Origin of the sequence: Verrucosispora sp. WMMC514 (assembly GCF_027497295.1) — a bacterium.
GTDB classification, from domain to species: domain Bacteria; phylum Actinomycetota; class Actinomycetes; order Mycobacteriales; family Micromonosporaceae; genus Micromonospora; species Micromonospora palythoicola.
In genome coordinates, this window is record NZ_CP114906.1 from 6,059,831 (window position 1) to 6,081,929 (window position 22,099).

Sequence of the window (22,099 nt, forward strand, 5' to 3'; positions counted from 1 at the left end):
CGGCCGCCACCGCCCGATAACCTTGCCGACATGACGATGCGGGACATCCGAATCATCGGCGACCCGGTGCTGCGCACCCCCAGCGAACCGGTCACCAGCTTCGACACCGAACTACGTACGCTGGTCACCGACCTGATGGACACCCTGCTCGGCGCGCCCGGCCGCGCCGGCGTCGCCGCACCCCAGATCGGCGTCAACGTCCAGGTCTTCGTCTACAACGCCGACGGCCACCGCGGCCACATGGTCAACCCGACGCTGGAGCTGTCCGACGAACTCCAGGACGACGACGAGGGCTGCCTGTCCATCCCCGGGCTGTACTTCCCGACCCCCCGCGCGCTGCACGCCACCGCCCACGGCTACGACCAGCACGGCGAACCCCTCACCATCGCCGGCAGCGGCTTCCTCGCCCGGGCCCTGCAACACGAGGCCGACCACCTCGCCGGCCGCCTCTACGTCGACACCCTGCGCGGCGAAACCCGCCGCCGCGCCCTACGCGAGATCCGCGCCGGCCGCTTCGACTCCTCCCGCCGCGGCTGAACCAGCCATCCGCGACCCGTTGCGCGCCACGAGCGTGAACTCGCCGTAGTCGGCCACCCGGGTGAACCCCAACCGCTCGTACAACCGCACCGCCACCGGATTGTCGGCCGCCACGTTCAACGTCACATGGTCGACCTCGGCGGCCAACAGCCCACACAGGCGAGCCACCACCGCCCCCGCCAGCCCCCGACCCCGCCAGCCGGGCCGGGTCGTCACGTTACCCACCGCCGCCACCCGGTGCGCCGCGGAGACGACATGCACGCCCGCCACCGCCACCAGCAGCTCACCGTCACGAACGCCCACGTACCGGCCGGTGTCCACCATCCGCGGGTCGAACCAGTTTCCCGGGTAGGCCGCCGCGTACAACTCGTGCAGCCGGGGCAGGTCCGCCCGACCCAGCACCTCACCGGCCGGCGTGACCGCCGCCAGCCGCGCCCGGTCGGTCAACGCCATCTTCCGATGCGGCCCCGCCGCGGTGACCCGGAACGTGCCGCCCAACGCCGACTCCAGGCCGGGGGACAGGTGCGCGGACAACCGCGCCGGCAGCACCGGCGCCACCTCACCCAGCAACGCCGCCACCGCACCGACCTGCGCCGGCCGCGCGAACGCCAGCAGCGTCGGCGGCACCGCTCCGTGATACAGCAGCACCACCGAATCGCCACGCCGGAACCACGACGTGTACGGCCAGAAGAAGTCGTCCAGATCGCCCAACTGGTAGGCGTGCAACACCGGATCCCGGCTCAGCAGACCCGCCAGGACGGCCCGGTCGTGTTCCGCACGCACCACCACCCGCCGATGATCACACGCACCGCGTCGGCACTGTCACCCGGCCACCCACTGGTCGTAACCCAACCGCGCCACCAACGCCAGCACCACCACCAGCAGCACCACCCGCACGAAGCCGGAACCACGCCGCAACGCCATCCGGGCGCCCACCGACGCCCCCGCGATGTTGCACACCGCCATCGCCGCGCCCATCAGCCACCACACATGCCCGGTGACCGCGAACACCGCCAGGGCACCGGCGTTCGTACCCGCGTTGACCACCTTCGCCATCGCCGAACCGTGCACGAAATCCGCACCCACCAGCGCGGTGAACGCCAGCACCAGAAACGTGCCCGTACCCGGACCGATCAACCCGTCGTAGGCGGCGATGCCCACCCCGGCCACCAGGACCGCCACCACCACCCGCGCCCGGGTCCGCCGCTGCGGCACCGCCAGCACTCCCAGCGCGGGACGCAGCACCACGAACAGCGCCACCGACACCAGCACCACGAGCACCACCGGCCGGTACGCCGACGGCGGCACCGCCCCGGCCAACGCCGCGCCCAGGCCGGCACACACCACCGCCAGCGCCGCCGCCGGCCCCGCCACCACCCAGTCGATCTTCGTACGGCGGGCGTACGTCACCGCCGCCGTCGACGTGCCGGCGATCGCCGCCAACTTGTTCGTCCCCAACGCCGTCGCCGGTGGCAGCCCCGGAGCCGCCACCAGCAACGCCGGCAACAGCAGCAGCCCACCACCACCCACCACGGCGTCCACCCAGCCCGCCAGGGCAGCGGCGGTCAGCAGCGTCACCACGGTCGCCGGGTCCACCTCCACGAGCCGCCATTCTTCCCACTGCCGGCCCCACCACACCGCCGGCTGTGGCCAGCCTCACCGGCCCCGACGACGCCGCACCCAGATCCCCACCCCACCGACCGCGACAAACACCAGCACCGAACAGCACAACGCCCGCAGCATCGGGCAACTGTCCCACGCCGTCGCTAAGGTGACAGCGTGCGCCTGGCCACGTTCAACCTGCTGCACGGACGGTCCCTCGCCGACGGCCTGGTCGACCCGGCCCGGCTGACCGCCGCCGTCGCCGCCCTCGACGCCGACGTTCTGGCCCTGCAGGAGGTCGACCGCGACCAGTCCCGCAGCGGCCACCTCGACCTCACCGCCATCGCCGCCCAGGCCGTCGGCGCACCCGAGCACCGCTTCGCCGCCGCCGTCGTCGGCACCCCCGGCGAGGCGTTCCGCCCCCTGACCCACGACGACGACGGCCACGGCGAACCCTGCTACGGCGTCGGCCTGATCTCCCGCCACCCGGTCACCATCTGGCGGGTCACCCGACTGCACCCCGCCCCGGTACGCTCCCCGGTCTACGTGCCCGGCCCGGGCGGCGGCCTCATCCTGCTCCGCGACGAACCCCGCGTCGTGCTCGCCGCCGTACTGGACACCCCACACGGCCCGCTCACCGTCGCCGCCACCCACCTGTCCTTCGTCGCCGGCTGGAACGTCCGCCAACTCCGCCAGGTCATCCGCGCCCTGCGCGCCCTGCCCGCCCCCCGCATCCTGCTCGGCGACCTGAACCTGCCCGCCTGGGCCACCCGCGCCGTCTCCGGCTGGCACCTGCTGGGCCGCCGACCCACCTACCCGGCCGCACAACCCCGCGTCCAGCTCGACCACATCCTCGCCGACCGGCACGGCTTCGACCAGCTACCCCCGGTCGCGGCCGTGCGCACCCCGCTGTCGACCATCTCCGACCACCGGCCCCTGGTCGTCGACCTCGGCTAGCACCCGGGAAGCCACCCGCGTCAGAACACTTGGAGATCGCCGGTGCGCTGGACCCGTGCCTCGCCCAGGCGCAGCAGCATCGCAGCCCCGACGAACAGGGCGACGGTCAGCAACGCCAACCACCCCACCGGGACCGCCAGGTCACCGAGGTCCGCGCGATCCAACAACGCCCCCCGCAGCACCACCAGGCTGCTGGTCAGCGGAAACGCCAGGCCCACCGCTTTGATCCACACCGGCAGCGCGAACAACGGCAGGCGCACCCCGGCGACGAACCACAGCGGATCGTCCAGCAGCGTGTACAGGAACGCCGAGTCCCGAGAAAAGATCAACAAACTGTTCAGGAACGCGCCCCACGCCACCGCGGGCACCAACAACGCCACCGCCGCCACCACGTACATCCCCGGATGGGCGACGTCCAACACGTCGGCGGCGGCCGCCGCGGCCACCGCGAAACAGCCGAACAACCAGGCATTCTGCGTCAGCGCCGCGGCACCGTTACCGATCACCAACGCCATCCGGCTGGCGGGGGAGAGGAACAACGCCTCCAAGGTGCCGCTGACCCGCTCGAACGAGAAGTGCCACGCCGACTGGACCAGCGAGAAGAAGAACGTGTACGCCAACGCGCCAGCGGCGAGAAACGCCAGCAACCGGCGCGGCTCCGCGGCCACCGGCCACCGCTGCGGCGCCGCCGCGGACTCCATCACCGGCAGCACCGTGTAGTACGTGGCCGCCAGGGTCAGCAGTGGCCACAGCAGCATGGAGAACAACACCAACGGCTGCCCGAACAGCCGCCGGTGCTGCTTGAGCGCCTCGGCCGCGACGACCCGCAGAGCATGGCTCACCGCGCCACCACCGCCGGGCCGGCCAGGGTGAGGATCGCGTCCTCCAGCGTCGGTGGGGTGACGGTCAGCCCGGCGATCGCCCCGCCCCGCCGCACCACCGCCGTGACCACCGCCCCCACCAGATCCTCCGGGTGACGCAACGCGAACCGGGGCCGGCCCTCCTGGTCCACGTCGACGCTCAGCTCCGCGTCGTGCCGGGCGGCCAGCTCACGCAGCGCAGCCGTGACCGCCGGATCGTCCTCGGTGAGCACCAGCCGCACGGTGTGCCGGCGAACCGTCTGGCCCGCCAACTGCGCCGGACTGCCCTGGGCCACCAGCGACCCCCGGGCGATGAGGTACACGTGCCGGCACAGCTGCTCCACCTCGGCCAGGTAGTGCGAAGTCAGCAGCACCCCGACCCCGTCGGCGGCCAGCTGGGCGATCAACGCCCGCAACTGGTGGGCGATCGGCGCGTCCAGACCCAACGTCGGTTCGTCCAGCAGCAGGTACGCCGGGTCGTTGATCAGACCCCGGGCGATGACCAGCCGCTGACGCATGCCCCGCGAATACCGCTCCACCGGCACGTGCGCCGCCTCGGTCAGCCCCACCAGATCGAGCAGCTCCCCGATCCGGACCCGCAACCGGGCGCGCGGCACGTCGTACAGCTGGCCGAAGTACCACAGATTCTCCCGGGCGGTCAGCCGGTCGTACACCATCCGCTCACCACCGGAGATCACGTTGATCCGCCGGCGAACCTCACGAGCGTGCGCGACCACGTCCAACCCGTCCACGCGCACCGTGCCCGCGGTCGGCCGCAGCAGGGTGGACAGGATCCGGATGGTGGTGGTCTTGCCGGCACCGTTGAGACCCAACAGGCCGGTCACCTGACCGGGTGGGATTCGCAGCGACAGCCCGTCGACCGCCGCCACCGGCGCGACGGCCGGCCGGCGACGCCAGCCCCGCCGACGGCGGACGGGAAAGGTCTTGCGCAGGTCGGTGGTGACAATGCCAGTGCTCATGCGCGCGCGCTCCGATGCAGCGCCCGCCGTTCGGCGGGCGCGAGAATGGACAACCCCACCAGCAGGTACGCCCCGCCCAGCAGGAGACAGACCGCGAAGGCGGGCCAGGGGTCGACGTCGGCACCGGGCAGGGTGGCCGCCCGCAGCACCCGCAGCGCCCAGGTCACCGGCAGCACCTCACCGAGCCAGCGTGCCGCCTGCGGCAGGTAGCTGGTGGGGAAGGTGAACCCGCACAGCAGCGCCATCGCGGTGAACAGCGTGTTCTGGGTGATGTGCGCTTCACTGGCGGCCAGCATCAGCGCGCTCAACGGCACCGACATGCCGACCACCGCCACGGTCGCCGCCACCGTCGCGGCCAGCAACGTCAGCGGCTCGGGCACACTCAGCCGCACCCCCAGCACGCCGGCCACGGCGACCAGCACGGTTATCTCCACCGCGGTGGTGCTCAACGCCTGCGCCGTCACCCCCAACAGGTACGGCAGACGCCGCGCCGGGGTGAGCAACTGGCTCTCCAGGGTGCCCTCGCGGTACTCCGTGATCTGCGCCTTGGCCACCCACAGCACCATCCGGGTGGTGAAGGTCAGCGCGGCGGCGCCGATGGTGACGTAACCGAGATAGTCGGCACTTCCGGTGGCGGCGGTGAAACTCGCCCCGACCCGACCTCCCCCGATGGCCCGGTACGCCAGCATCGACACCCCGATGGTCAGCACCCCGGTCGCCAGCGTGCCGACGAAGTAGGTCCACGGGTAGGCGCGCAGAGTGATCCGCCAGTTGCGCACGAAGGTGGCCCCCATGACCGACACCGCCACACCTCCCGGTGAGTTCCCAAAGGGAACTTACTATGGAGGCGTGGCCCCGTACACCCCTACGCACCACTGAGGCAGGATCCGACCATGACCAACCGCCGCCGCGCCGACGACACCTGCGGCATCGCCCAGGCCGCCGCCGTCATCGGCGACTGGTGGAACATGCTCGTGCTACGCGAGATCGCCCGAGGCCACCACCGCTTCGACACCCTCGTCACCGAACTCGGCGTCTCCCGCAAAGTGCTGACCCAACGCCTGAACGACCTCGTCGACCACGACGTGCTCACCCGCCGCCCCTACCAGCACCACCCACCCCGCCACGAGTACGTGCTCACCGACCGCGGCCGCGCGCTGCTCCCCACCCTCGTCGCCATGCAGGACTGGGCCGACCGCTGGGTGCTCGGCGACGGCAGCCTCACCGCCACCACCAGCCCCGACGGGCCCGAGGCCACCCGCGTTCAGACCCTCGTCGGCACCCGGATACCAACCGACGTCACCCTCACCAGCGCCGACCACACACCCACCGACCCGGTCGCCACGACCCCCACCACCGTGCTGTTCACCTATCCCGGCACCGGCAACCCGACCCCCACCCCGCCACACTGGACAGACATCCCCGGCGCCGCCGGATGCACCCTGGAAAACCGGCTGTTCCGCCAGCAGTGGAACGACTTCACCGCCGCCGGCGCCACCGTCCACGGCGTCAGCACCCAACGCCCCGACGAACAGGCCGCCTTCGCCGCCGCCGAAGCCATCCCGTTCGACCTGCTCTCCGACACCGACCTACGGCTGACCGCCGCCCTACGCCTGCCCACCTTCCGCGCCGGCCAGCAGACCCGCCTCAAACGCCTCGTGCTGGTCGTCGACCAGAGCCGCACCATCACCTCCGTGATCTACCCGATCACCGACATCCCCGCCGCCGTCACCGACGCTCTGAACCTGGCCCGCCAGACCAACGGCTGACCGCGCCGCCCGCAACGCGTTGCGGAACAACACCGCCACCGTCACCGGACCCACCCCACCGACCCTCGGCGTGATCGCCCCCGCCACCCGCGCACACGACTCGTCCACATCCGGCAGCAACCGACGCCCCGCGTACCGCACCCCACCACCGACCACCACCGCACCCGGACGCACATGCTCCGGACGCACGATGCCCGGCACACCAGCCGCCGCCACCAGAATCTCCGCCCGACGCGTGTACCTCGGCCAGTCCGCCACCCCCGTGTGCACCACCGTCACCGCCGCGTTCGCCGTCGACCGCTTCTGCGCCAGCAGCATCGCCAACGGCCGCCCCAACGTGGCCCCACGACCCAGGACCACCACCTCACGGCCGGCCACCGGAACCCCGTGCCAGGCCAACAACGCCTCGATCGCCGCCGGCGTGCACGGCAGCGGCCCCGGCAACCCCAACGCCAGCCGCCCCATGTTCACCTGATGCATCCCGTCCACATCCGAATCCGGGTCGAGAACCTCCAACGCCCGGTCGTAGTCCAGACCGCCGGGGATCGGATGCTGCAACAACACCCCGTGCACACCCGGATCGGCGTTGAAGTCGGCAAGCACCGAATGCACATCGGCCTGCGACGCCGTCGCCGCCAACCGCACGTGCGGCGACGCGAAACCCAGCTCCGCCGCCTGCCGCCGCTTGATCCGGATGTAACCGGCACTGGCCTCGTCGTCACCCACCAGCACCGTCGCCAACGTCGGCGTCACCCCCGCCGCCCGCAGCTCCGCCACACCCTCGGCCACCTGGGCCAGAATCGCCTCCGCCACCGGCGCACCCGGCAGCAACCGCGCGGTCATCGTCGTCGACATGACTCACCTCGCCCGTGGCGGGCCCAGGCGGACGACCCCCACGACGAGCTTCCCGATGGTCGATCCCATCCCCGATGCCGCCAGTCGCGTCGCCGCCAGCCTCGCACACCACCACCGACGGTGCCATCCACCTCCCACCGGTCAGTCAGCAGCCGGCAACAACCCGGCCAACGCCCGATACGTACGGTTGGCCCGCACCGCCTCCCGCTGCTGGCCCGACGTCACCTCGATGTACGTCTGCGACGACGCCAACGACGCGTGCCCCAACAGCCGCATGATCTCGGCGGCCCCGGCACCGTCCTCGGCCAACCGGGTGGCGAACGTGTGCCGCAGCGCGTGCAACCGCGCTCCGCGCGGCACCCGGTCACCGATCCCGGCCCGCCGGTAGCAGGACTCCACCAGATACTGCAGACCACCCCGGCGCAGCGGCTCACCCTGCCGGTCGACCAGCAGCGGCGACACCTGGCGCAGGGTACGGGTGCCGAAGCGGCGGGCCCGGCTGTCGAGGTAGGTCGCCAGCACCGCGTCCAGGTCCGGCTCGACCGGCAGTACGCGGGGACGCCCACCCTTGCCGGTCACCTCGATCCGTCGCTCACCGGGACGACCGCCGAGCGAACCGACCCGCAACGCCAGCAACTCCGACAGCCGCAACCCCGCGCACAGCGCCAACGCCAGCACCGCAACGTCCCGCTCCGGCCACGGATCCCGCTGCCGACCCTCGGCCCGCGCGACCGAGGTGAGCAGGTGTTCCGGGGTGTCCTCGCCGCGCAGCGGCTTGGGCGTCGGCAGGGGAGTGCGGGGACGTCCCACGGCCGGCATCGGATTACCGGACACCACCTGCTCGGCGACGAGAAAGGAGAAGAAGCCGTTCCAGGTCGACCAGGCCCGACCGACGGAGCTGGCCGCCCGTCCGGCGGCGAATCGGGCGAACGCGGCCCGCATCATCCTGGGGGATAGCGCGTCGACCGGCAGGTCGGTCGGGGGGAGGGGAGGGGTGGACAGTTCGGCGGCGAGCGCGGCGACGGCTGTCAGATCCCGCCGGTAGGCCGCCTGGGTATGGGGGGAGGGCTTGCGGGTCGCCCGGGCGGTCAGGAACTCCTCGATCAGTAGGACTACCGATTCGTCCTTTTTGTCATGCATAAGGGATATTATGCATGATTCTCACATTCCGCGCCCGTGGGGAGGGGAGCGTTTCTGTCAGGGGTCGGGGCTACGGTGCGATCACCGAATTCACCGTCACCGGAGGCGTGCCATGACGACCCTGCCCGAGCGACCCAATACGGCCCTGCTCGTCATCGACGTGCAGAACGGGGTGGTGGCGGGCACCCACAACCGCGACGACGTCATCGCCAACATCAACACTCTGCTCGGCAGGGCCCGCGCCGAGGGCGTACCGGTCGTCTGGGTGCAGCACTCCGACGAGAGTCTGCCGCAGGGCAGCGATGGCTGGCAGGTCGTGCCCGAGCTGTTCCGCGAGGACGGCGAGGCGCTTGTGCACAAGCGCTACGGCGACTCGTTCGAGGACACCGAGTTGGAGACGGTGCTTGCCGAGCGCGGCGTGGGCCGGCTGATCGTCACGGGCGCGCAGACCGACGCCTGCATCCGGTCGACCCTGCACGGCGCGTTCGTCCGGGGGTACGACACGACGCTTGTGGGTGACGCGCACACCACCGAGGACCTGACCGCCTACGGTGCGCCGCCGCCGGAGCAGGTCGTCGCCCACACCAACCTCTACTGGGGTTTCCAGAAGGCACCCGGACGTCAGGGCGGCACCGTCGAGACCGCGGAGGTCAGGTTCGGCCCGACCAACTGACGTCCGTGCCTCGCGGGGCGACCCGGCGAGGCGACTCTGGTCAGCTTTACATAATGTGCATTATCGAATCGATTGGCAGACCGTCGACGAGCGGGCGCTCACAACGCCGACGGTGCGGCAGCGACGTGAGTACGGCGACTCATGCTTTGCCACAAGGCGGCCATCATCCTCGCAACCATGACTGCTCGTCACCTGGTCGCTGCGGCGACAGCCACAGCTCTGGTGCTCACGCTCACGGCCTGCGGGTCGGACGCGCCCACACGCGAGGAAGCCAGCCGGGAAGCGCAATCGGCAGCGGTCCGGCAGGCAAGCGCGTCGAGCGCAGAGCAGATCAGCATCCTGCTCTCCGACGTGGGCCGGGCGGCGCCGCTCAGGCCGGTCGCGGTGGCAACACGGGACATCTGCCATGCCGGGGACACAAATGTTCTGTGGGGCCACGACGAGTACCGCCTCAGTTGCAGTCTCAGCGAGATCAGGTACCTCGGGGCCGACGGCGACCTGCTCAAGGTGCTGCGGGAGGTCGACAAGCATGCCAGAGCCGCCGGCCTGGTACCGCACACCGACTCGGCGATCGAGGAGATCGAGGGGTACTACGCGGCGAACGGTAGGACCGAGGACGGGTTGCTGCTACCTCGGCCCGGGTTGGGCTACTCCGTCCCCGGGCAGGGCTGGACTGTCCAGGTTGGATGGTCACAGGACTGGGTTGCGCAGGCTGAGTGGTCCCGGCTCGGCGGCCCCCCGAGCAGTCAACCCGTACCGGATCTCACCTGGCCGACGGTCTTCGTCGAGGCCCGATCGGTCGACCTCGACGCGCTACGGGACGGTCCACTGCGGCGGCACGAGCATATTGTCACCGTCTCCTCGCGGATCACGTACCACGAGGTGCCGTGGCCTGCCTGACGTTGAACGGGCACCTGCCGTCGACCGCTCAGCGGTGCTGTTCGTGGCCGGTGCGCTCGTCCACCATGTGGCGGGCGTACCAGTCGGGGTCGGGGTGGCCGAGGTCCTTCTCGTGGCGGTCGTGCGAGTACCGCCGGGCGGTCGCCGGGTCGCCAGGGGCGCAGGCGTAGTCCGTCGGCGTCGATGGTGGGTTGCCGGAGGCGGTGCAGGCGGCCGGGCGGGTAGCACGAGCGCGGGCATGGGCGGTCAGAGGCCGCCGCCGACGCGGAGGATGGCGCCGGTGGTGTAGGAGGCATCGGGGCTGAGCAGCCAGGCGACGGCGGCGGCGACCTCATCGGGTTCGCCGGGACGGCCGAGTGGGATGCGGCCGGCGGCGCGCTCGGGTCGGTCGGGTTGGCCGGACAGCGTGTGGATGTCGGTGCGGATGATGCCGGGGGCGACAGCGTTGACGCGGATGCCCCGGGGGGCGAGTTCCTTGGCCAGGCCGATGGTGAGGGCGTCGGTGGCGGCTTTGACGGCGGCGTAGTGGACGTACTCCCCTGGGCTGCCGAGGGTGGCGGCGACGGAGGAGAGGTTGACGATGGCGGCGCCGTCGCCCATGCGGCGGGCGGCCTGTTGCGCGCAGAGGACGTAGCCGACGAGGTTGACGTCGACGACGCGGCGCAGGTCGTCGGGATCCAGGTCGGTGAAGGGCCCGATCGGGCTGGTGATGCCGGCGTTGTTGACCAGGCCGGTGAGGGTGCCGAGGTCGGCTGCGGCGTCGAACAGGGCGGTGACCTGGTCGGGGTCGCGGGTGTCGGCGGGTACGGCGATGGCGCGTACGCCGGTGGCGCGCAGGTCGGCAGCGACGGTGTCGGCGGCGGTGTGGTCTCGGCGGTAGCCGAGGGCGATGTGGTGGCCGGCGTGGGCGAGGCGGCGGGCGGTGGCGGCGCCGATGCCGCGGCTGCCGCCGGTGATGATGGTGACCTTGGTCAACGGACCTCTCCCCTGCCCCGAGCCGATGTCGGGGACGTTACCGGCGTGGTCGCGGTGGCGGGTAGCGCGGTGTGGCCGAGCGCACGGCCTGGCATACGCTCGCGGCGACGGTGTCGGTGGGGAGGGTATGTGGCGGGTGTGGGTGTCGGTGATCTGGTCGACGATTTCGAGTTGCCGGACGAGACGGGTCGGCCGCGGCGGTTGACGGAGTTCTTGGCGGCGGGGCCGGTGGTGTTGTTCTTCTATCCGGCGGCGATGACGCGGGGGTGCACGGCGGAGAGTTGTCACTTCCGGGATCTGGCGGCGGAGTTCGCGGCGGTGGGGGCGCAGCGGGTGGGCATCAGTCGGGATTCGGTGCGGCGTCAGGCGGAGTTCTCGCGGCTGCACGGGTTCGACTATCCGTTGTTGTCGGATCCGGACGGTGTGGTGGCGGATCGGTTCGGGGTGCGGCGGCGGCTGCCGTTGGGTCCGTTGAGTACGCGGCGGATGACGTTCGTGATCGGGGTCGATCGGCGGGTCGTCGAGGTGGTGCACAGCGAGTTGGGCATGCACGAGCACGCCGATCGGGCGTTGCGGGCACTGGGGGGCTGATCTTCGTGTTGTCGCTGGCGGCTGGTATCAAGGCAGGCGGCTGAACACGTGTACGAGGAATGAGGTTGGGCGATGGGTGCCGCTGGTCAGGGTTTGTCCGAGGACGAGGTGCGCGGCATCCGGGAGGCGTTGGCCGCGGGCCGCAAGCCGAAGGTGGTGTTCACGGCGGCGGCCGGTCAGATCGCCGGTCAGCTGGGTCAGGTGGTGGAGTTGACCGATCCGGCGGAGTCCGACGAGTTCGTGGTGGTGCGGTTCGGGCGCGACGAGTTGCCCTTCTCCCCCGCCGATGTGGCGGTGGCGCCGCGCGGCGCGGGTCGCCGGCCGGCGGAGTCGAAGGCGGAGTCGGCGCCGGTCGAGCCGGGGGCGGTGACGCCGGAGTTCGTGCTGGACCGGGTGCCGCAGCAGCGCCGGGAGGAGCAGCAGCGCCGTGAGGAGCAGCCGGGTCGGGAGGAGCCGAGGGTGGACGAGACGGTGGGGTCGAAGGTGGAGGCGAAGCCGGCTCGGCGGGCGGTGAAGGCGACGAAGCCGAGGGGGCCGGCGGGTCTGACGGTCACGTTGGCCTATGCCGAGGGCGAGTGGACGGTCGCGGCGCAGCAGGGCGGGAAGGTGTTGGCCAAGCCGTACGTGCTCAAGCCGGCGGAGGCGCTGCGGATGGTGGCGTTGGTGGATGTGCCGGGGGTGCACGAGGCGGTGGAGCAGATCCTGGCCGCGGAGCGGTCGGAGGCGGAGCGGCAGGCGGAGAAGTTGCGGGCGGAGTTGGCGGAGATCGAGGCCCGGTTGGCGGAGTTGCGCGAGGCGGGCTGAGGGTCTCGATCCGACCGGTGGCCCGGTCCGGCATCGCCTGCCGGGCCGGGCCACCGGCGTCTGTCAGAAGTAGTCGATGAGGTGGGCGGTGGGTCCGGCGGCGAGCAGGTCCAGGTCGCTCGGGTCGGATGTGCTGTGGTGCAGCAGTCCGGTTTCGGCGAGCGCACGGGCGGTGGCGGTGCCGGTGTAGAGGCGGGCGAAGCCGCGTACGGTCAGGTGCAGGTCGGCGTCGTCGGTGCTGCGGTGCAGGTCGGCGTGGCCGTCGGCGACGGTGAGTCGCCAGGTGCCGGTGTTCCAGTCGGCGAGGTCGTCGGTGAGGGTGAAGGTGACCTGGCCGTGGGTGTGGGTGGGCCAGCCGCGGGTCTGTACGGCGCGGACGATGTCGACGGGTCGGTGCATCCAGGCGTCGCGTTCGTGTTCGCGGGCGCGTTCCAGGGGCAGGTGGGTGCTGATGGTGTCGCCGGGTAGTGGGGCCAGGCGCAGGGTCGGGGTGACGCTGTGCCAGCTGGCGAGGACGCCGACGAGGGCGCGGGCGGCGTCGGCGGTGGTGGCGAGGATGTCTTCGACGGTGAGGACGGCGTCGGGGCCGTAGCCGCGGCCACGGTCCCAGCCGGCGTACCCGAGCAGGTGTCCGTCGTGTTCGACGAGGGTGAGCCCGTCGTAGGGCAGTTCGTCGGTGGCGGTGAACCGGGGGTGGGTGCGGGTGAGCAGGCCGTTGCGGTGGTGGGCGACGCGGCGGTAGAGCTCGGCGGTGTTGGGCAGGTCGGCGGTGGTGCCGGCGCGGACGGTCAGCCGTGGGTCGGGGCGGTGTCGGGGCAGGGTGGCGGTGGGCAGGTCGAGGGTGCGGAGCTGTCCGGTGATCTCCCAGCCGCAGGCGCGGTAGGGGGCGGCGGTGGTGGGGAACAGCGTGCTGACGGCGGCGCCCCGGTCGCGGGCGTTGCGGAGCAGGGTTTTCAGCAGGGCTCGGCCTACTCCGGTGCCGCGTGCCTCGGGGGCGACGGCGACGCCGGCGACGTCGGCGGCGGGTACGGCGTGTCCGGCCCACCACTGGTCGTCGTGCAGGTCGACGGCTTTGCCGATGAGGGTGCCGGTGGGGTCGAAGGCGCCGTAGAGGGTGCGGCCGGCGGGGTTGGGTGGTGGGGGTGGTTGCGGGTCGGAGCCGAAGGCGAGCCGGCCGAGCTGCCAGGCGTCGTTGAGGTCGTCGGGGGTGAGTTCACGCACGTCGGGCACGGGGCCGACGATAGCGGTCGTGGCGGTGTGGTCGACCGTGTTTTCCGGTGGGGTCAGGTGGTGGTGACGGGCTCGTGGCGGACCGGGAAGTTGACCGAGTTGGCGATGAAGCAGGTGTGGTGGGCGTCGTCGTGCAGGGCGGTGGCGGTGGCGATGTCGGTGGTGGTGGGGTCGGCGACGGTGACCCGGGGGCGCAGGGTGACGTCGGTGAAGTGGCCGTTGCCGGTGTTGTCGGTGGTCATGGTGCCGGTGGCGTGGTCGACGTAGTCGGTGACGACGATGCCCTTGTCGGCGCACAGGTGCAGGTAGGCGAGCATGTGGCACTGGGACAGGGCGGCCAGGAGGAGTTGTTCGGGGTTCCAGCGGGTCCGGTCGCCGTGGAAGGTGGGGTCGGAGCTGCCGGGGATGGGTGGGCGGCCGTCGGTGGTGATGTCGTGGTCGCGTCGGTAGTCGCGGTAGCCGCTGGTGCCGGTGCCGAGGTTGCCGGTCCAGGTGACGGTGGTGGCGTAGTGGTGGGCGCGGGCCATGGTCAGCCTTCCGGTTTGCTGTGGTGGTTGAGCAGGAGGTCGAGCAGGCGGACGAGTTCGTGGCGGTCGGTGGGGTTCAGTGGGGCGAGCAGGGTGTCCTGGGCGGTGTCGAGGGCGTGTTGCAGGTGGACGAGTTCGCGTTGGCCGGTGGGGGTGATGTGGACGATGTTGCGGCGTCGGTCGGTGGGGTCGGGTTGGCGGCGTACGAGGTGGCGGTCGGCGAGGTCGTTGACGGTGGCGACGATGTCGCTGCGGTCGATGCCGCTGTGTCGGCCGAGGTCGGCCTGGCTGGCGGGGCCGGTTTCGGCGAGGGTCGCCAGTAGTCGGTAGTGGTAGCCGCGGGCGTGGCGGGTGCCGAGTGCGGCGGTGACGAGGCGTGCGGCGTGGGCGGCGGTCTGGGTGAGCAGCCAGCTGGGGGTGGTGCGTAGTCGGCCGGGTGGGTGGGCGCTGGGGTGCTCCATGGGGTGACTGTACGGCATTTCGTTGGCGGCACCCACGACCTGTGGTACGTTGGCCCGACCAATGTTGGCTAAGCCAATTGATAGGGGTTGACATGTCCACCACGCTCAACGGGCAGATCCTCGGTCGGACCCACTACGCCACCCGGGCGGTGCTGGAGCGGGAGTTGGGCCGCCTCGGGTTGACCTTCGTGCAGGCGTTGCTGCTCAACGCGCTGGCCGCCGCCGATGCCCCGCTCCCCCGCGCCGAGGCCGCTCGTCGGCTGGTCGACGCCGTGAAGGTGCCCACCGCGACGGCACACGCCACGCTGGCCGAGCTGATCGCGGCGACACTGGTGGCGCCGCTGTCCACCGACGTCTCCCGGGTGGCGCTGACCCCGACCGGACGGCACACGCAGCAGTTGGTCGCCGCGGCTTCGGCCGAGATCGGAGCCCGGCTGTGGGCCGATCTTTCCGCCGAGGATCTGGCAGTGGCGGCGCGGGTGCTGGAGGTGGTGCGCCGCCGCGCCGAGCAGACTCTGACGGCGGTGTGACGGGCGGGCGGGCCCCCTGGGGCCCGCCCGGCGGCCGGTCAGTGTTGCGGGATGTGGGCGACGCCGATGCGCTTGCGGAACACCCAGTAGGTCCAGCCCTGGTAGGCCAGCACGATCGGGGTGAAGAAGACCGCCACCCAGGTCATGATCGTGAGGGTGTAGGGGGTGGAGGCGGCGTTGGTGGCGGTGAGGGTGCCGGCGGGATCGAGCGTGGAGGGCAGCACGTTCGGGAACAGGGCGGCGAACAGGGTGGCCACGGCCAGCCCGATCGCCGTGGCGGTTCCGGTGAACGCCCAGCCCTCGCGGCGTACGGTGGCGGCGGCGAGTCCGCCGAGCAGGGCCAGGCCGGCGGCGACGGCGAGCACGACGGCAGCGGTGCTGGAGCGGATGGTCAGGGTCCAGCTCAGGAAGGCCACCGCGAGGACCGCGGCGGCGACGCCCAGGCGCACGGCGAGCGTGGCGGCGCGGTGGCGGATGTCGCCGACGGTCTTGAGGGCGACGAAGACGGCGCCGTGGGTGGCGAACAGCGCCGCGGTGGTCGCGCCGCCGAGCAGGGCGTACGGGTTGAGCAGGTTGAGCAGGCCGCCGACGTACTCGTGGTCGGCGTCCAGGGGTACGCCGCGCAGGATGTTGGCGAACGCGACGCCCCACAGGATCGCCGGGACGAGCGAGCCGAAGAAGATGGCGTTGTCCCAGCGGCGTTTCCAGGACACCTCGGGTCGCTTGTGGCGGTATTCGAAGGCGACGCCGCGGGCGATCAGGGCCAGCAGGATGAGCAACAGGGGCAGGTAGAAGCCGGAGAAGAGGGTGGCGTACCACTCCGGGAAGGCGGCGAACATGGCGCCTCCGGCGGTGATCAGCCAGACCTCGTTGCCGTCCCAGACCGGCCCGATCGTGTTGATCATGACGCGACGTTCCTTGTCGTCGCGGCCGAGCACGGGCAGCAGCATGCCGACGCCGAAGTCGAAGCCTTCGAGGATGAAGTAGCCGGTGAACAGCACGGCGACGAGGAGAAACCAGATGGTGGTCAGTTCCACGGTGGGGCTCCGGACTCAGTAGGCGAAGGCGAGCGGGCGCTCGGCGTCGTCGGTGTCGTCGGGTTCGGGGGCCGGGGTGACGTCGGGTACGCCGGCTCTGGCGTAGCGGATCAGCAGTTTCACCTCGATGACGGCGAGGACGGCGTAGATGAGGGTGAAGGCGGTGAAGGAGGTGAGCACCTCGGTCAGGGAGACGCTGCGGGACACGCCGTCGCGGGTGAGCATCTCGCCGAAGACGATCCAGGGTTGGCGGCCCATCTCGGTGAAGATCCAGCCGAAGGAGTTGGCCAGCAGCGGCAGGATCGGCATGACCAGGCCGGCGCGCAGTAGCCAGGTGCTGTTCGGGACGGTGCGGCCCTTGCGTTGGGTCCAGAGCACCAGCAGGGCGATGGCGGCGGCGGCGAGCCCGAAGCCGATCATCATTCGGAAGCTCCAGTAGGTGACCGGGATGATCGGGGTGTAGCTGCCGGCGCCGTACTGGGCGCTGTAGCTGGCCTGGAGGTCGTTGATGCCCTGCACGGTGCCGTTGGGGTCGCCGGTGCCGAGGTAGGACAGCAGGTACGGGATCTTGAGGGCGAACAGTTCCCGGCTGCCGTCGAGGCTGCCGATGGTCAGTACGGAGAACGAGGCGGGGCTCTCGGTGGTGTAGAGGCCCTCGGCGGCGGCCATCTTCATCGGCTGCACCTGCGTCATGATCTTGCCTTGGATGTCGCCGGTGATGACGACGAGGGCGGCGCTGGCGAGGGTGACCCAGGCGCCGAAGCGGGCTGCGAAGCGGTAGGCGGGGGTGTCGGCGCTGTCGCGGTTGCGGATCAGGTGCCACAGGGCGACGGCCACCAGCAGCGATCCGGCGACCAGGAAGGCGCCGGCGATGGTGTGCGGGAAGGTGATCAGGGCGACCTTGTTGGTCAGCACGGCGACGAAGTCGGTCAGCTCGGCTCGTCCGGTGTCCGGGTTGAAGCGGTAGCCGACCGGGTTCTGCATGAACGAGTTCGCGGCGAGGATGAAGTACGCCGACAGGTTGGTGCCGATGGCGGCGGCCCAGATGCTGGCCAGGTGCAGGCGATTGGGCAGCCGGTCCCATCCGAAGATCCACAGGCCGATGAAGGTGGATTCGAGGAAGAACGCGACGAGGGCCTCGATGGCCAGGGGCGCGCCGAAGATGTCGCCGACGAAGCGGGAGTAGTCGCTCCAGTTCATGCCGAACTGGAACTCCTGCACGATGCCGGTGACCACACCCATGGCGAAATTGATCAGAAAGAGTTTGCCGTAGAACTTGGTGAGTTTGAGGTACTTCTCGTCTCCGGTGCGGTGCCAGAGTGTCTGCAGGATGGCGACCAGGACGGACAGGCCGATGGTCAGCGGTACGAAGAGAAAGTGGTAGACGGTGGTGACACCGAACTGCCAGCGGGCGACGTCCAACGCGTCCACCTGCGACCCCCAGCCAGTCGTACTACAAGACGTAGTAAATACTACTGCGCGTCGTACGCGGAATGGCAGGGGCGGGTGGCCCGAACCGGACCGGGACCGATGACCCTGCTCACTCCTGCCGTACGACCCGCCCTGGGCGGTGCCTCGTCGGTTCGCCGTGCGATCATGTCCCGCTGATGGAAGCAGCCCACTCCCCCTGGCGTCCGCCGCTGATCTGGCGCGTCGCGTTGCTGCTGGCCCGCCTGGTCGTCGGGATGCTGGCCCGGCTGCGGGTCACCGGCGACATACCGGCCCGGCTGCGCGGCGGACCGCTGATCCTGGCCGCCAACCACATCAGCCCGTTCGACCCGATCGTGCTCGCCGCGGCCTGCCGGGCCCGCCGGGTGGCACCGAGGATCATGGCCACCGGCGGGCTGTTCCGGGCTCCGCTGATCGGCGTCGCGATGCGCCGCGCCGGGCACATCCGCGTCGACCGGGGCACCAGCGGCGTACACCGGGCCCTGGACGACGCCGCCGCCGCGGTCGCCGCCGGCGCGCCGATCCTGGTCTATCCGGAGGGACGCATCGGCCTGGACCCGGGCATGTGGCCCGAACGCGGCAAGACCGGTGCCGCCCGTCTCGCCCTGGCCTGCGGTGCGCCCGTCGTCCCGGTCGCCCAGTGGGGATCCCACGAGGTGCTGCCTTACCAGACCCCCAAGGGCCTGCTGGGCGGCATCGTCCGCGCGCTGGTCCGTCGCCCGACGGTACGAGTGCACTTCGGCGACCCGGTGGAGCTGACCGACCTGACCGGTGGCGCCCCGGGCGCCGCCCGACGTGCCACCGACCGGATCATCGACGCGATCACCGACACCCTTGCCCCGCTGCGGCCGGACGAACCCGACCGGCCCCGCCACGTCGACCCCGGCCGTCCGGTCGACCTCGCTCGCGTACACCGGCGCCGTCCCACCGCAGGCTGAGCGCTCGCCGCAAGCCCGGGCACGAGCCGGGCTCAGGTCGCCTTGCCGACGACGCTGAGGCCGGGGAAGGCTACCGCCCGGCATCCGGCAGTCACCGACGGGTATCGGATGGGCGTGGACGACGGGACGCACCCGGCGCGCAGCCGGCCAGCCACCAGGCGGTCACCAGGGCCAGGCATACTGCGCCGCGTGCCCACGACCGCGCATCCCTACCTCGACGCGCCCGCGCCGCTGGCCTTCGCCCACCGCGGCGGCGCCGCCGACGGCGACGAGAACACCGCCGCCGCGTTCGCCCGGGCGGTCGAGCTGGGCTACCGGTACGTCGAGACCGACGTGCACGGCACCGCCGACGGGGTGGCCGTGGTGTTCCACGACGACACCCTGGAACGGGTCACCGGACACCGTGGCCGGGTGGGCGCGATGCGCTGGGCCGATCTGGCCACCGTGCGAGTCGGCGGCTCCGCCGTGGTGCCCCGCCTCGACGAGGTGCTCGACGCGTGGCCGCAGGTGCGGTTCAACATCGACGTCAAGTCCGACGCCGGCGTGACGCCCACGGTGACCACCGTCGACCGGGCCGGTGCCGTCGACCGGGTGCTGCTGGCCTCGTTCAGCGACGCCCGGCTGAGCCGGCTGCGCGCGCTGACCGGCGGGCGGGTCGCCACCAGTCTCGGGGTACGCGGGGTGGCCCGGCTGCGGTGGGCCTCGTGGACCGGCCGGCCGCTTCGGTTGCCGCCGTCGGTGGTGGCCGCGCAGGTGCCGGTGCGCTACGGCCGGGTGCCGGTGGTCGACCGTCGGTTCCTGCGGATGGCTCACCGGCTCGGTCTGCAGGTGCACGTCTGGACGATCGACGAACCTGCCGAGATGCACGAGTTACTTGATCTTGGGGTTGATGGCATCATGACCGACCACGTCGGCGTGCTGCGCGACGTCTACCGCAGCCGCGGCCACTGGGCCGCCTGAACACCTGGGCGGAGGACCCCCATGGCCGAGACGGTCACCCCGGCGGCGCAGGACATCCCACCGCCGCGGAGCACCCGCCGCGAACGCACCGGCTGGTACTTCTACGACTGGGCGAACTCGGCCTTCCAGACCACCGTCATCACGGTCTTCCTCGGGCCGTTCCTGACCAGCGTCGCCGAGGTCGCCGCCGGGTGCGAACTCGGCGCCGACGAGTGCGTCGGGTACGTGTACCCGCTGGGGATCAAGGTGGCCGCCGGCTCCTACTACCCGTACCTGATCTCGCTGTCGGTGCTGCTGACGGTCTTCGTGCTGCCGGTGATCGGCGCCATCGCCGACCGGTCGCTGCACAAGAAGCGGCTGCTGGCGGCCACCGCGTTCACCGGGGCCGCGGCGACCATCGGGATGCTCTTCGTCACCGGGGACCGGTACCTGCTCGGTGGGGCGTTGTTCGTCGTCGCCAACATCAGCTTCGGCGCGGCGATCGTGGTGTACAACTCGTTCCTGCCGCAACTGGGCGGTCCGGACGAGCGCGACGCCATCTCCAGCCGGGGTTGGGCGCTGGGCTACCTGGGCGGCGGCCTGCTGCTGGCGTTGAACCTCGTCGCCGTGCAGTCGTTCGACAACGGCACCGCCGAGCGCACCCTGGACCTGGCCCGCTGGTCGATCGTCTCGGCCGGGCTGTGGTGGGCGGCGTTCACCCTGGTGCCGCTGCGCTGGCTGCGGGAGCACCCCACCGCCGCCGCGCTGGCCGCGGCCGGCCGCGGCAACGTGCTCACCGACGGGTTCCGGCAACTCGGCCGCACCCTGCGGGAGATCAAGGCGTACCCGCTGACGTTGTTCTTCCTGCTGGCGTTCCTGGTCTACAACGACGGCATCCAGACCGTCATCACCCTGGCCAGTCAGTACGGCACCGAGGAACTGCGGCTGGGACAGAGCACCCTGATCGTGACGATCCTGCTGGTGCAGTTCCTGGCCTTCGGGGGCGCGTTGGGGCTGGGCGCCCTGGCCGGGCGGATCGGGGCCTGGAAGACGGTGCTGCTCAGCCTGGTGCTCTGGACCGGGGTGATCGTCGCGGCGTTCCGACTCCCCGCCGAGGCGCCGTTGCCGTTCATGGTGCTCGGCGCGGCGATCGGTCTGGTTCTCGGCGGCAGTCAGGCGCTGAGCCGGTCCCTGTTCAGCCAGCTGATCCCCGCCGGCCGGGAGGGCGAGTACTACGGCTTCTACGAGATCAGCGACAAGGGCACCAGCTGGCTCGGCCCCCTCGCGTTCGGCCTGGTGTTCCAGTTGACCAACTCGTACCGGGTGGGTCTGGTCTCCCTGCTGATCTTCTTCGTGGTCGGGTTCCTGCTGCTGGCGGCGGTGCCGATCCGGCGGGCCATCATCGCCGCCGGCAACACCCCGCCGCGGGTGCTCTGATCCCGGCGGGCGATGCGATGATCGACACCCCGGTCGGGGCAACCGCGCGGGCGCGGGTCACCGCGCACTAGGCTGCCGGTCCGTGACGACCGACGACGCCGTACCGACCTGCCTGGCCCGCCCGACCCTGCCCGGTGCGGCCGACAACCCGGCCGGGTGTGTCGCCGCCCGTGGCGTCGACGGACGACCGGCACACGCCGCCGCGCTGCGGTTCTTCTGGGGGCCGATGGACTGCGGCAAGTCCACGATGGCGCTGCAGATGAACTACAACCATGCCCGGCAGGGACGTCGAGGGCTGGTCACCACCCGCATCGACCGGTCACTCGGCCCGCAGGTGACCACCCGCATCGGGTTGGCCCACGAGGCCGTCGAGGTGACCGACGAGCTGGACCTGCGCACCCTGGTCCGGGACGCCTGGGCCGACGGGGTGCGGGTGGACTACCTGATCTGTGACGAGGCCAGCTTCTACGCCGTCGAGCACGTGGAGCAGATGGCCGACCTGGTCGACAGCTACGACGTCGACGTGTACGCCTTCGGCCTGGCCACCGACTTCCGTTCCAGCCTGTTCCCGGCGGCGCAGCGGCTGTTCGAACTGGCCGACTCGGTGGCTCGGATCCAGGTCGAGGTGCTCTGCTGGTGCGGCCGCGAGGGGCTGCTCAACGCCCGCGTCGCCGACGGGCGGGTGGCCCGCGAGGGCGCACAGGTCGTCATCGGCGACACCGCCGACACCGCCGACGTGCGCTACCAGGTGCTCTGCCGCCGGCACCACCGCGCCGGTGACCTGGGCCCCGGCAGCGCCGCCACCGGAGCCTGAGCCCGCGCCCCCGGATAACGAAACGATCACCGCTGCGAACCTTTCCCCGGTCCCGGCCCCTTCTGGTGCATGACGGGAGCACCAACCAGGGGCC

At 71.4% G+C, this 22,099-nt stretch carries 24 protein-coding genes, 1 pseudogene and 1 riboswitch; of the genes and pseudogenes, 12 read left to right on the forward strand and 13 right to left on the reverse strand.

The features are described 5' to 3' along the window. Positions 1-30: 30 nt before the first annotated feature. Positions 31-537, forward strand: a complete 507-nt coding sequence (def, locus tag O7597_RS28105; RefSeq protein WP_269741710.1) for a peptide deformylase — start codon at positions 31-33, stop codon at positions 535-537. Here the strand turns inward: def and O7597_RS28110 are convergent. Together O7597_RS28110 and O7597_RS28115 are read right to left on the reverse strand one after the other, a co-directional pair. After that, on the reverse strand, positions 490-1,326 hold the full coding sequence (locus tag O7597_RS28110) for a GNAT family N-acetyltransferase (RefSeq protein WP_281581228.1): 837 nt from the start codon (positions 1,324-1,326) through the stop codon (positions 490-492). The two genes, def and O7597_RS28110, sit on opposite strands and share 48 nt — an antisense overlap. Before the next feature lie 33 nt (positions 1,327-1,359). Next, positions 1,360-2,139, reverse strand: coding sequence for a TSUP family transporter (locus O7597_RS28115; protein WP_269741712.1), 780 nt, complete (start codon positions 2,137-2,139; stop codon positions 1,360-1,362). A 177-nt stretch (positions 2,140-2,316) separates the two neighbouring features. Here O7597_RS28115 and O7597_RS28120 point away from each other — a divergent pair, with 177 nt between their 5' ends. Continuing rightward, a complete protein-coding gene (locus O7597_RS28120) occupies positions 2,317-3,096 on the forward strand; it encodes an endonuclease/exonuclease/phosphatase family protein (RefSeq protein ID WP_281581229.1) in 780 nt (259 codons plus the stop codon). A 20-nt stretch (positions 3,097-3,116) separates the two neighbouring features. Here O7597_RS28120 and O7597_RS28125 read toward each other — a convergent pair whose 3' ends face one another. Genes O7597_RS28125 through O7597_RS28135 form a run of 3 tightly spaced genes read right to left on the reverse strand, consistent with a single transcriptional unit; the run spans position 3,117 to position 5,730 of the window. Beyond that, a complete protein-coding gene (locus tag O7597_RS28125; protein WP_269741714.1) occupies positions 3,117-3,938 on the reverse strand; it encodes an ABC transporter permease in 822 nt (273 codons plus the stop codon). Further along, complete coding sequence (locus O7597_RS28130) at positions 3,935-4,936, reverse strand: ABC transporter ATP-binding protein (RefSeq protein ID WP_281581230.1); 1,002 nt, start codon at positions 4,934-4,936, stop codon at positions 3,935-3,937. The genes O7597_RS28125 and O7597_RS28130 overlap by 4 nt, the downstream gene beginning before the upstream one ends. Further along, entirely contained in the window at positions 4,933-5,730 is a 798-nt protein-coding gene (locus tag O7597_RS28135) for an ABC transporter permease (RefSeq protein WP_281583333.1), read from the reverse strand. Before O7597_RS28135 ends, O7597_RS28130 begins: the two co-directional genes overlap by 4 nt. Positions 5,731-5,829: 99 nt before the next feature. Between O7597_RS28135 and O7597_RS28140 the strand changes: the two are divergent. After that, positions 5,830-6,570: pseudogene (locus tag O7597_RS28140) on the forward strand (winged helix-turn-helix transcriptional regulator); the annotation flags it as partial. Here the strand turns inward: O7597_RS28140 and O7597_RS28145 are convergent. Together O7597_RS28145 and O7597_RS28150 are read right to left on the reverse strand one after the other, a co-directional pair. After that, the gene (locus O7597_RS28145) at positions 6,544-7,560 is read right to left on the reverse strand and encodes a tetrahydrofolate dehydrogenase/cyclohydrolase catalytic domain-containing protein (protein ID WP_348650775.1); all 1,017 of its coding nucleotides are present in this window, start codon (positions 7,558-7,560) and stop codon (positions 6,544-6,546) included. The pseudogene O7597_RS28140 and the gene O7597_RS28145 overlap by 27 nt on opposite strands. 14 nt (positions 7,561-7,574) lie before the next feature. After that, a riboswitch (ZMP/ZTP riboswitch) is annotated at positions 7,575-7,658 on the reverse strand. 43 nt (positions 7,659-7,701) lie between these two features. Then, positions 7,702-8,700, reverse strand: coding sequence for a tyrosine-type recombinase/integrase (locus O7597_RS28150; RefSeq protein ID WP_281581231.1), 999 nt, complete (start codon positions 8,698-8,700; stop codon positions 7,702-7,704). Positions 8,701-8,812: 112 nt separating this feature from the next. On the opposite strand from O7597_RS28150, the gene O7597_RS28155 reads away from it, so the two are divergent. Together O7597_RS28155 and O7597_RS28160 are read left to right on the forward strand one after the other, a co-directional pair. Then, entirely contained in the window at positions 8,813-9,373 is a 561-nt protein-coding gene (locus O7597_RS28155; RefSeq protein WP_281581232.1) for a cysteine hydrolase family protein, read from the forward strand. 177 nt (positions 9,374-9,550) lie between these two features. Then, a complete protein-coding gene (locus O7597_RS28160; protein WP_281581233.1) occupies positions 9,551-10,273 on the forward strand; it encodes a hypothetical protein in 723 nt (240 codons plus the stop codon). A gap of 246 nt (positions 10,274-10,519) precedes the next feature. Here the strand turns inward: O7597_RS28160 and O7597_RS28165 are convergent, their stop codons facing one another. Then, a complete protein-coding gene (locus O7597_RS28165) occupies positions 10,520-11,248 on the reverse strand; it encodes an SDR family oxidoreductase (RefSeq protein WP_281581234.1) in 729 nt (242 codons plus the stop codon). Positions 11,249-11,377: 129 nt separating this feature from the next. Here O7597_RS28165 and O7597_RS28170 point away from each other — a divergent pair, with 129 nt between their 5' ends. Together O7597_RS28170 and O7597_RS28175 are read left to right on the forward strand one after the other, a co-directional pair. Further along, entirely contained in the window at positions 11,378-11,839 is a 462-nt protein-coding gene (locus O7597_RS28170) for a peroxiredoxin (protein ID WP_269741722.1), read from the forward strand. 72 nt (positions 11,840-11,911) lie between these two features. After that, positions 11,912-12,643, forward strand: coding sequence for a hypothetical protein (locus O7597_RS28175; protein ID WP_281581235.1), 732 nt, complete (start codon positions 11,912-11,914; stop codon positions 12,641-12,643). Positions 12,644-12,706: 63 nt separating this feature from the next. Here the strand turns inward: O7597_RS28175 and O7597_RS28180 are convergent, their stop codons facing one another. The 3 genes from O7597_RS28180 to O7597_RS28190 are packed head-to-tail and all read right to left on the reverse strand — an operon-like array spanning position 12,707 to position 14,861. Further along, entirely contained in the window at positions 12,707-13,873 is a 1,167-nt protein-coding gene (locus O7597_RS28180) for a GNAT family N-acetyltransferase (protein WP_281581236.1), read from the reverse strand. A 53-nt stretch (positions 13,874-13,926) separates the two neighbouring features. Continuing rightward, positions 13,927-14,400 (reverse strand): OsmC family protein, encoded by a 474-nt coding sequence (locus tag O7597_RS28185; RefSeq protein ID WP_281581237.1) that lies wholly within the window; start codon positions 14,398-14,400, stop codon positions 13,927-13,929. A 2-nt stretch (positions 14,401-14,402) separates the two neighbouring features. Beyond that, complete coding sequence (locus tag O7597_RS28190; RefSeq protein ID WP_281581238.1) at positions 14,403-14,861, reverse strand: MarR family winged helix-turn-helix transcriptional regulator; 459 nt, start codon at positions 14,859-14,861, stop codon at positions 14,403-14,405. A 92-nt stretch (positions 14,862-14,953) separates the two neighbouring features. Between O7597_RS28190 and O7597_RS28195 the strand changes: the two genes are divergently transcribed. Further along, positions 14,954-15,391: a hypothetical protein gene (locus O7597_RS28195; protein WP_281581239.1), complete on the forward strand. Its 438-nt coding sequence runs from the start codon at positions 14,954-14,956 to the stop codon at positions 15,389-15,391. Positions 15,392-15,429: 38 nt separating this feature from the next. Here the strand turns inward: O7597_RS28195 and cydB are convergent, their stop codons facing one another. Both cydB and O7597_RS28205 read right to left on the reverse strand, forming a co-directional pair. After that, a complete protein-coding gene (cydB, locus tag O7597_RS28200; protein ID WP_281581240.1) occupies positions 15,430-16,428 on the reverse strand; it encodes a cytochrome d ubiquinol oxidase subunit II in 999 nt (332 codons plus the stop codon). 15 nt (positions 16,429-16,443) lie between these two features. Beyond that, the gene (locus O7597_RS28205) at positions 16,444-17,859 is read right to left on the reverse strand and encodes a cytochrome ubiquinol oxidase subunit I (protein WP_281581241.1); all 1,416 of its coding nucleotides are present in this window, start codon (positions 17,857-17,859) and stop codon (positions 16,444-16,446) included. Between the two features lie 176 nt (positions 17,860-18,035). On the opposite strand from O7597_RS28205, the gene O7597_RS28210 reads away from it, so the two are divergent. The 4 genes from O7597_RS28210 (at position 18,036) to O7597_RS28225 (ending at position 22,005) form a co-directional block, all read left to right on the forward strand. After that, the gene (locus O7597_RS28210; RefSeq protein ID WP_269741730.1) at positions 18,036-18,815 is read left to right on the forward strand and encodes a lysophospholipid acyltransferase family protein; all 780 of its coding nucleotides are present in this window, start codon (positions 18,036-18,038) and stop codon (positions 18,813-18,815) included. Positions 18,816-19,004: 189 nt separating this feature from the next. Next, positions 19,005-19,775: a glycerophosphodiester phosphodiesterase gene (locus O7597_RS28215; RefSeq protein WP_269741731.1), complete on the forward strand. Its 771-nt coding sequence runs from the start codon at positions 19,005-19,007 to the stop codon at positions 19,773-19,775. A 21-nt stretch (positions 19,776-19,796) separates the two neighbouring features. Next, on the forward strand, positions 19,797-21,191 hold the full coding sequence (locus O7597_RS28220) for an MFS transporter (protein WP_281581242.1): 1,395 nt from the start codon (positions 19,797-19,799) through the stop codon (positions 21,189-21,191). 127 nt (positions 21,192-21,318) lie between these two features. Continuing rightward, positions 21,319-22,005: a thymidine kinase gene (locus tag O7597_RS28225; RefSeq protein WP_281583334.1), complete on the forward strand. Its 687-nt coding sequence runs from the start codon at positions 21,319-21,321 to the stop codon at positions 22,003-22,005. Positions 22,006-22,099: the final 94 nt, after the last annotated feature.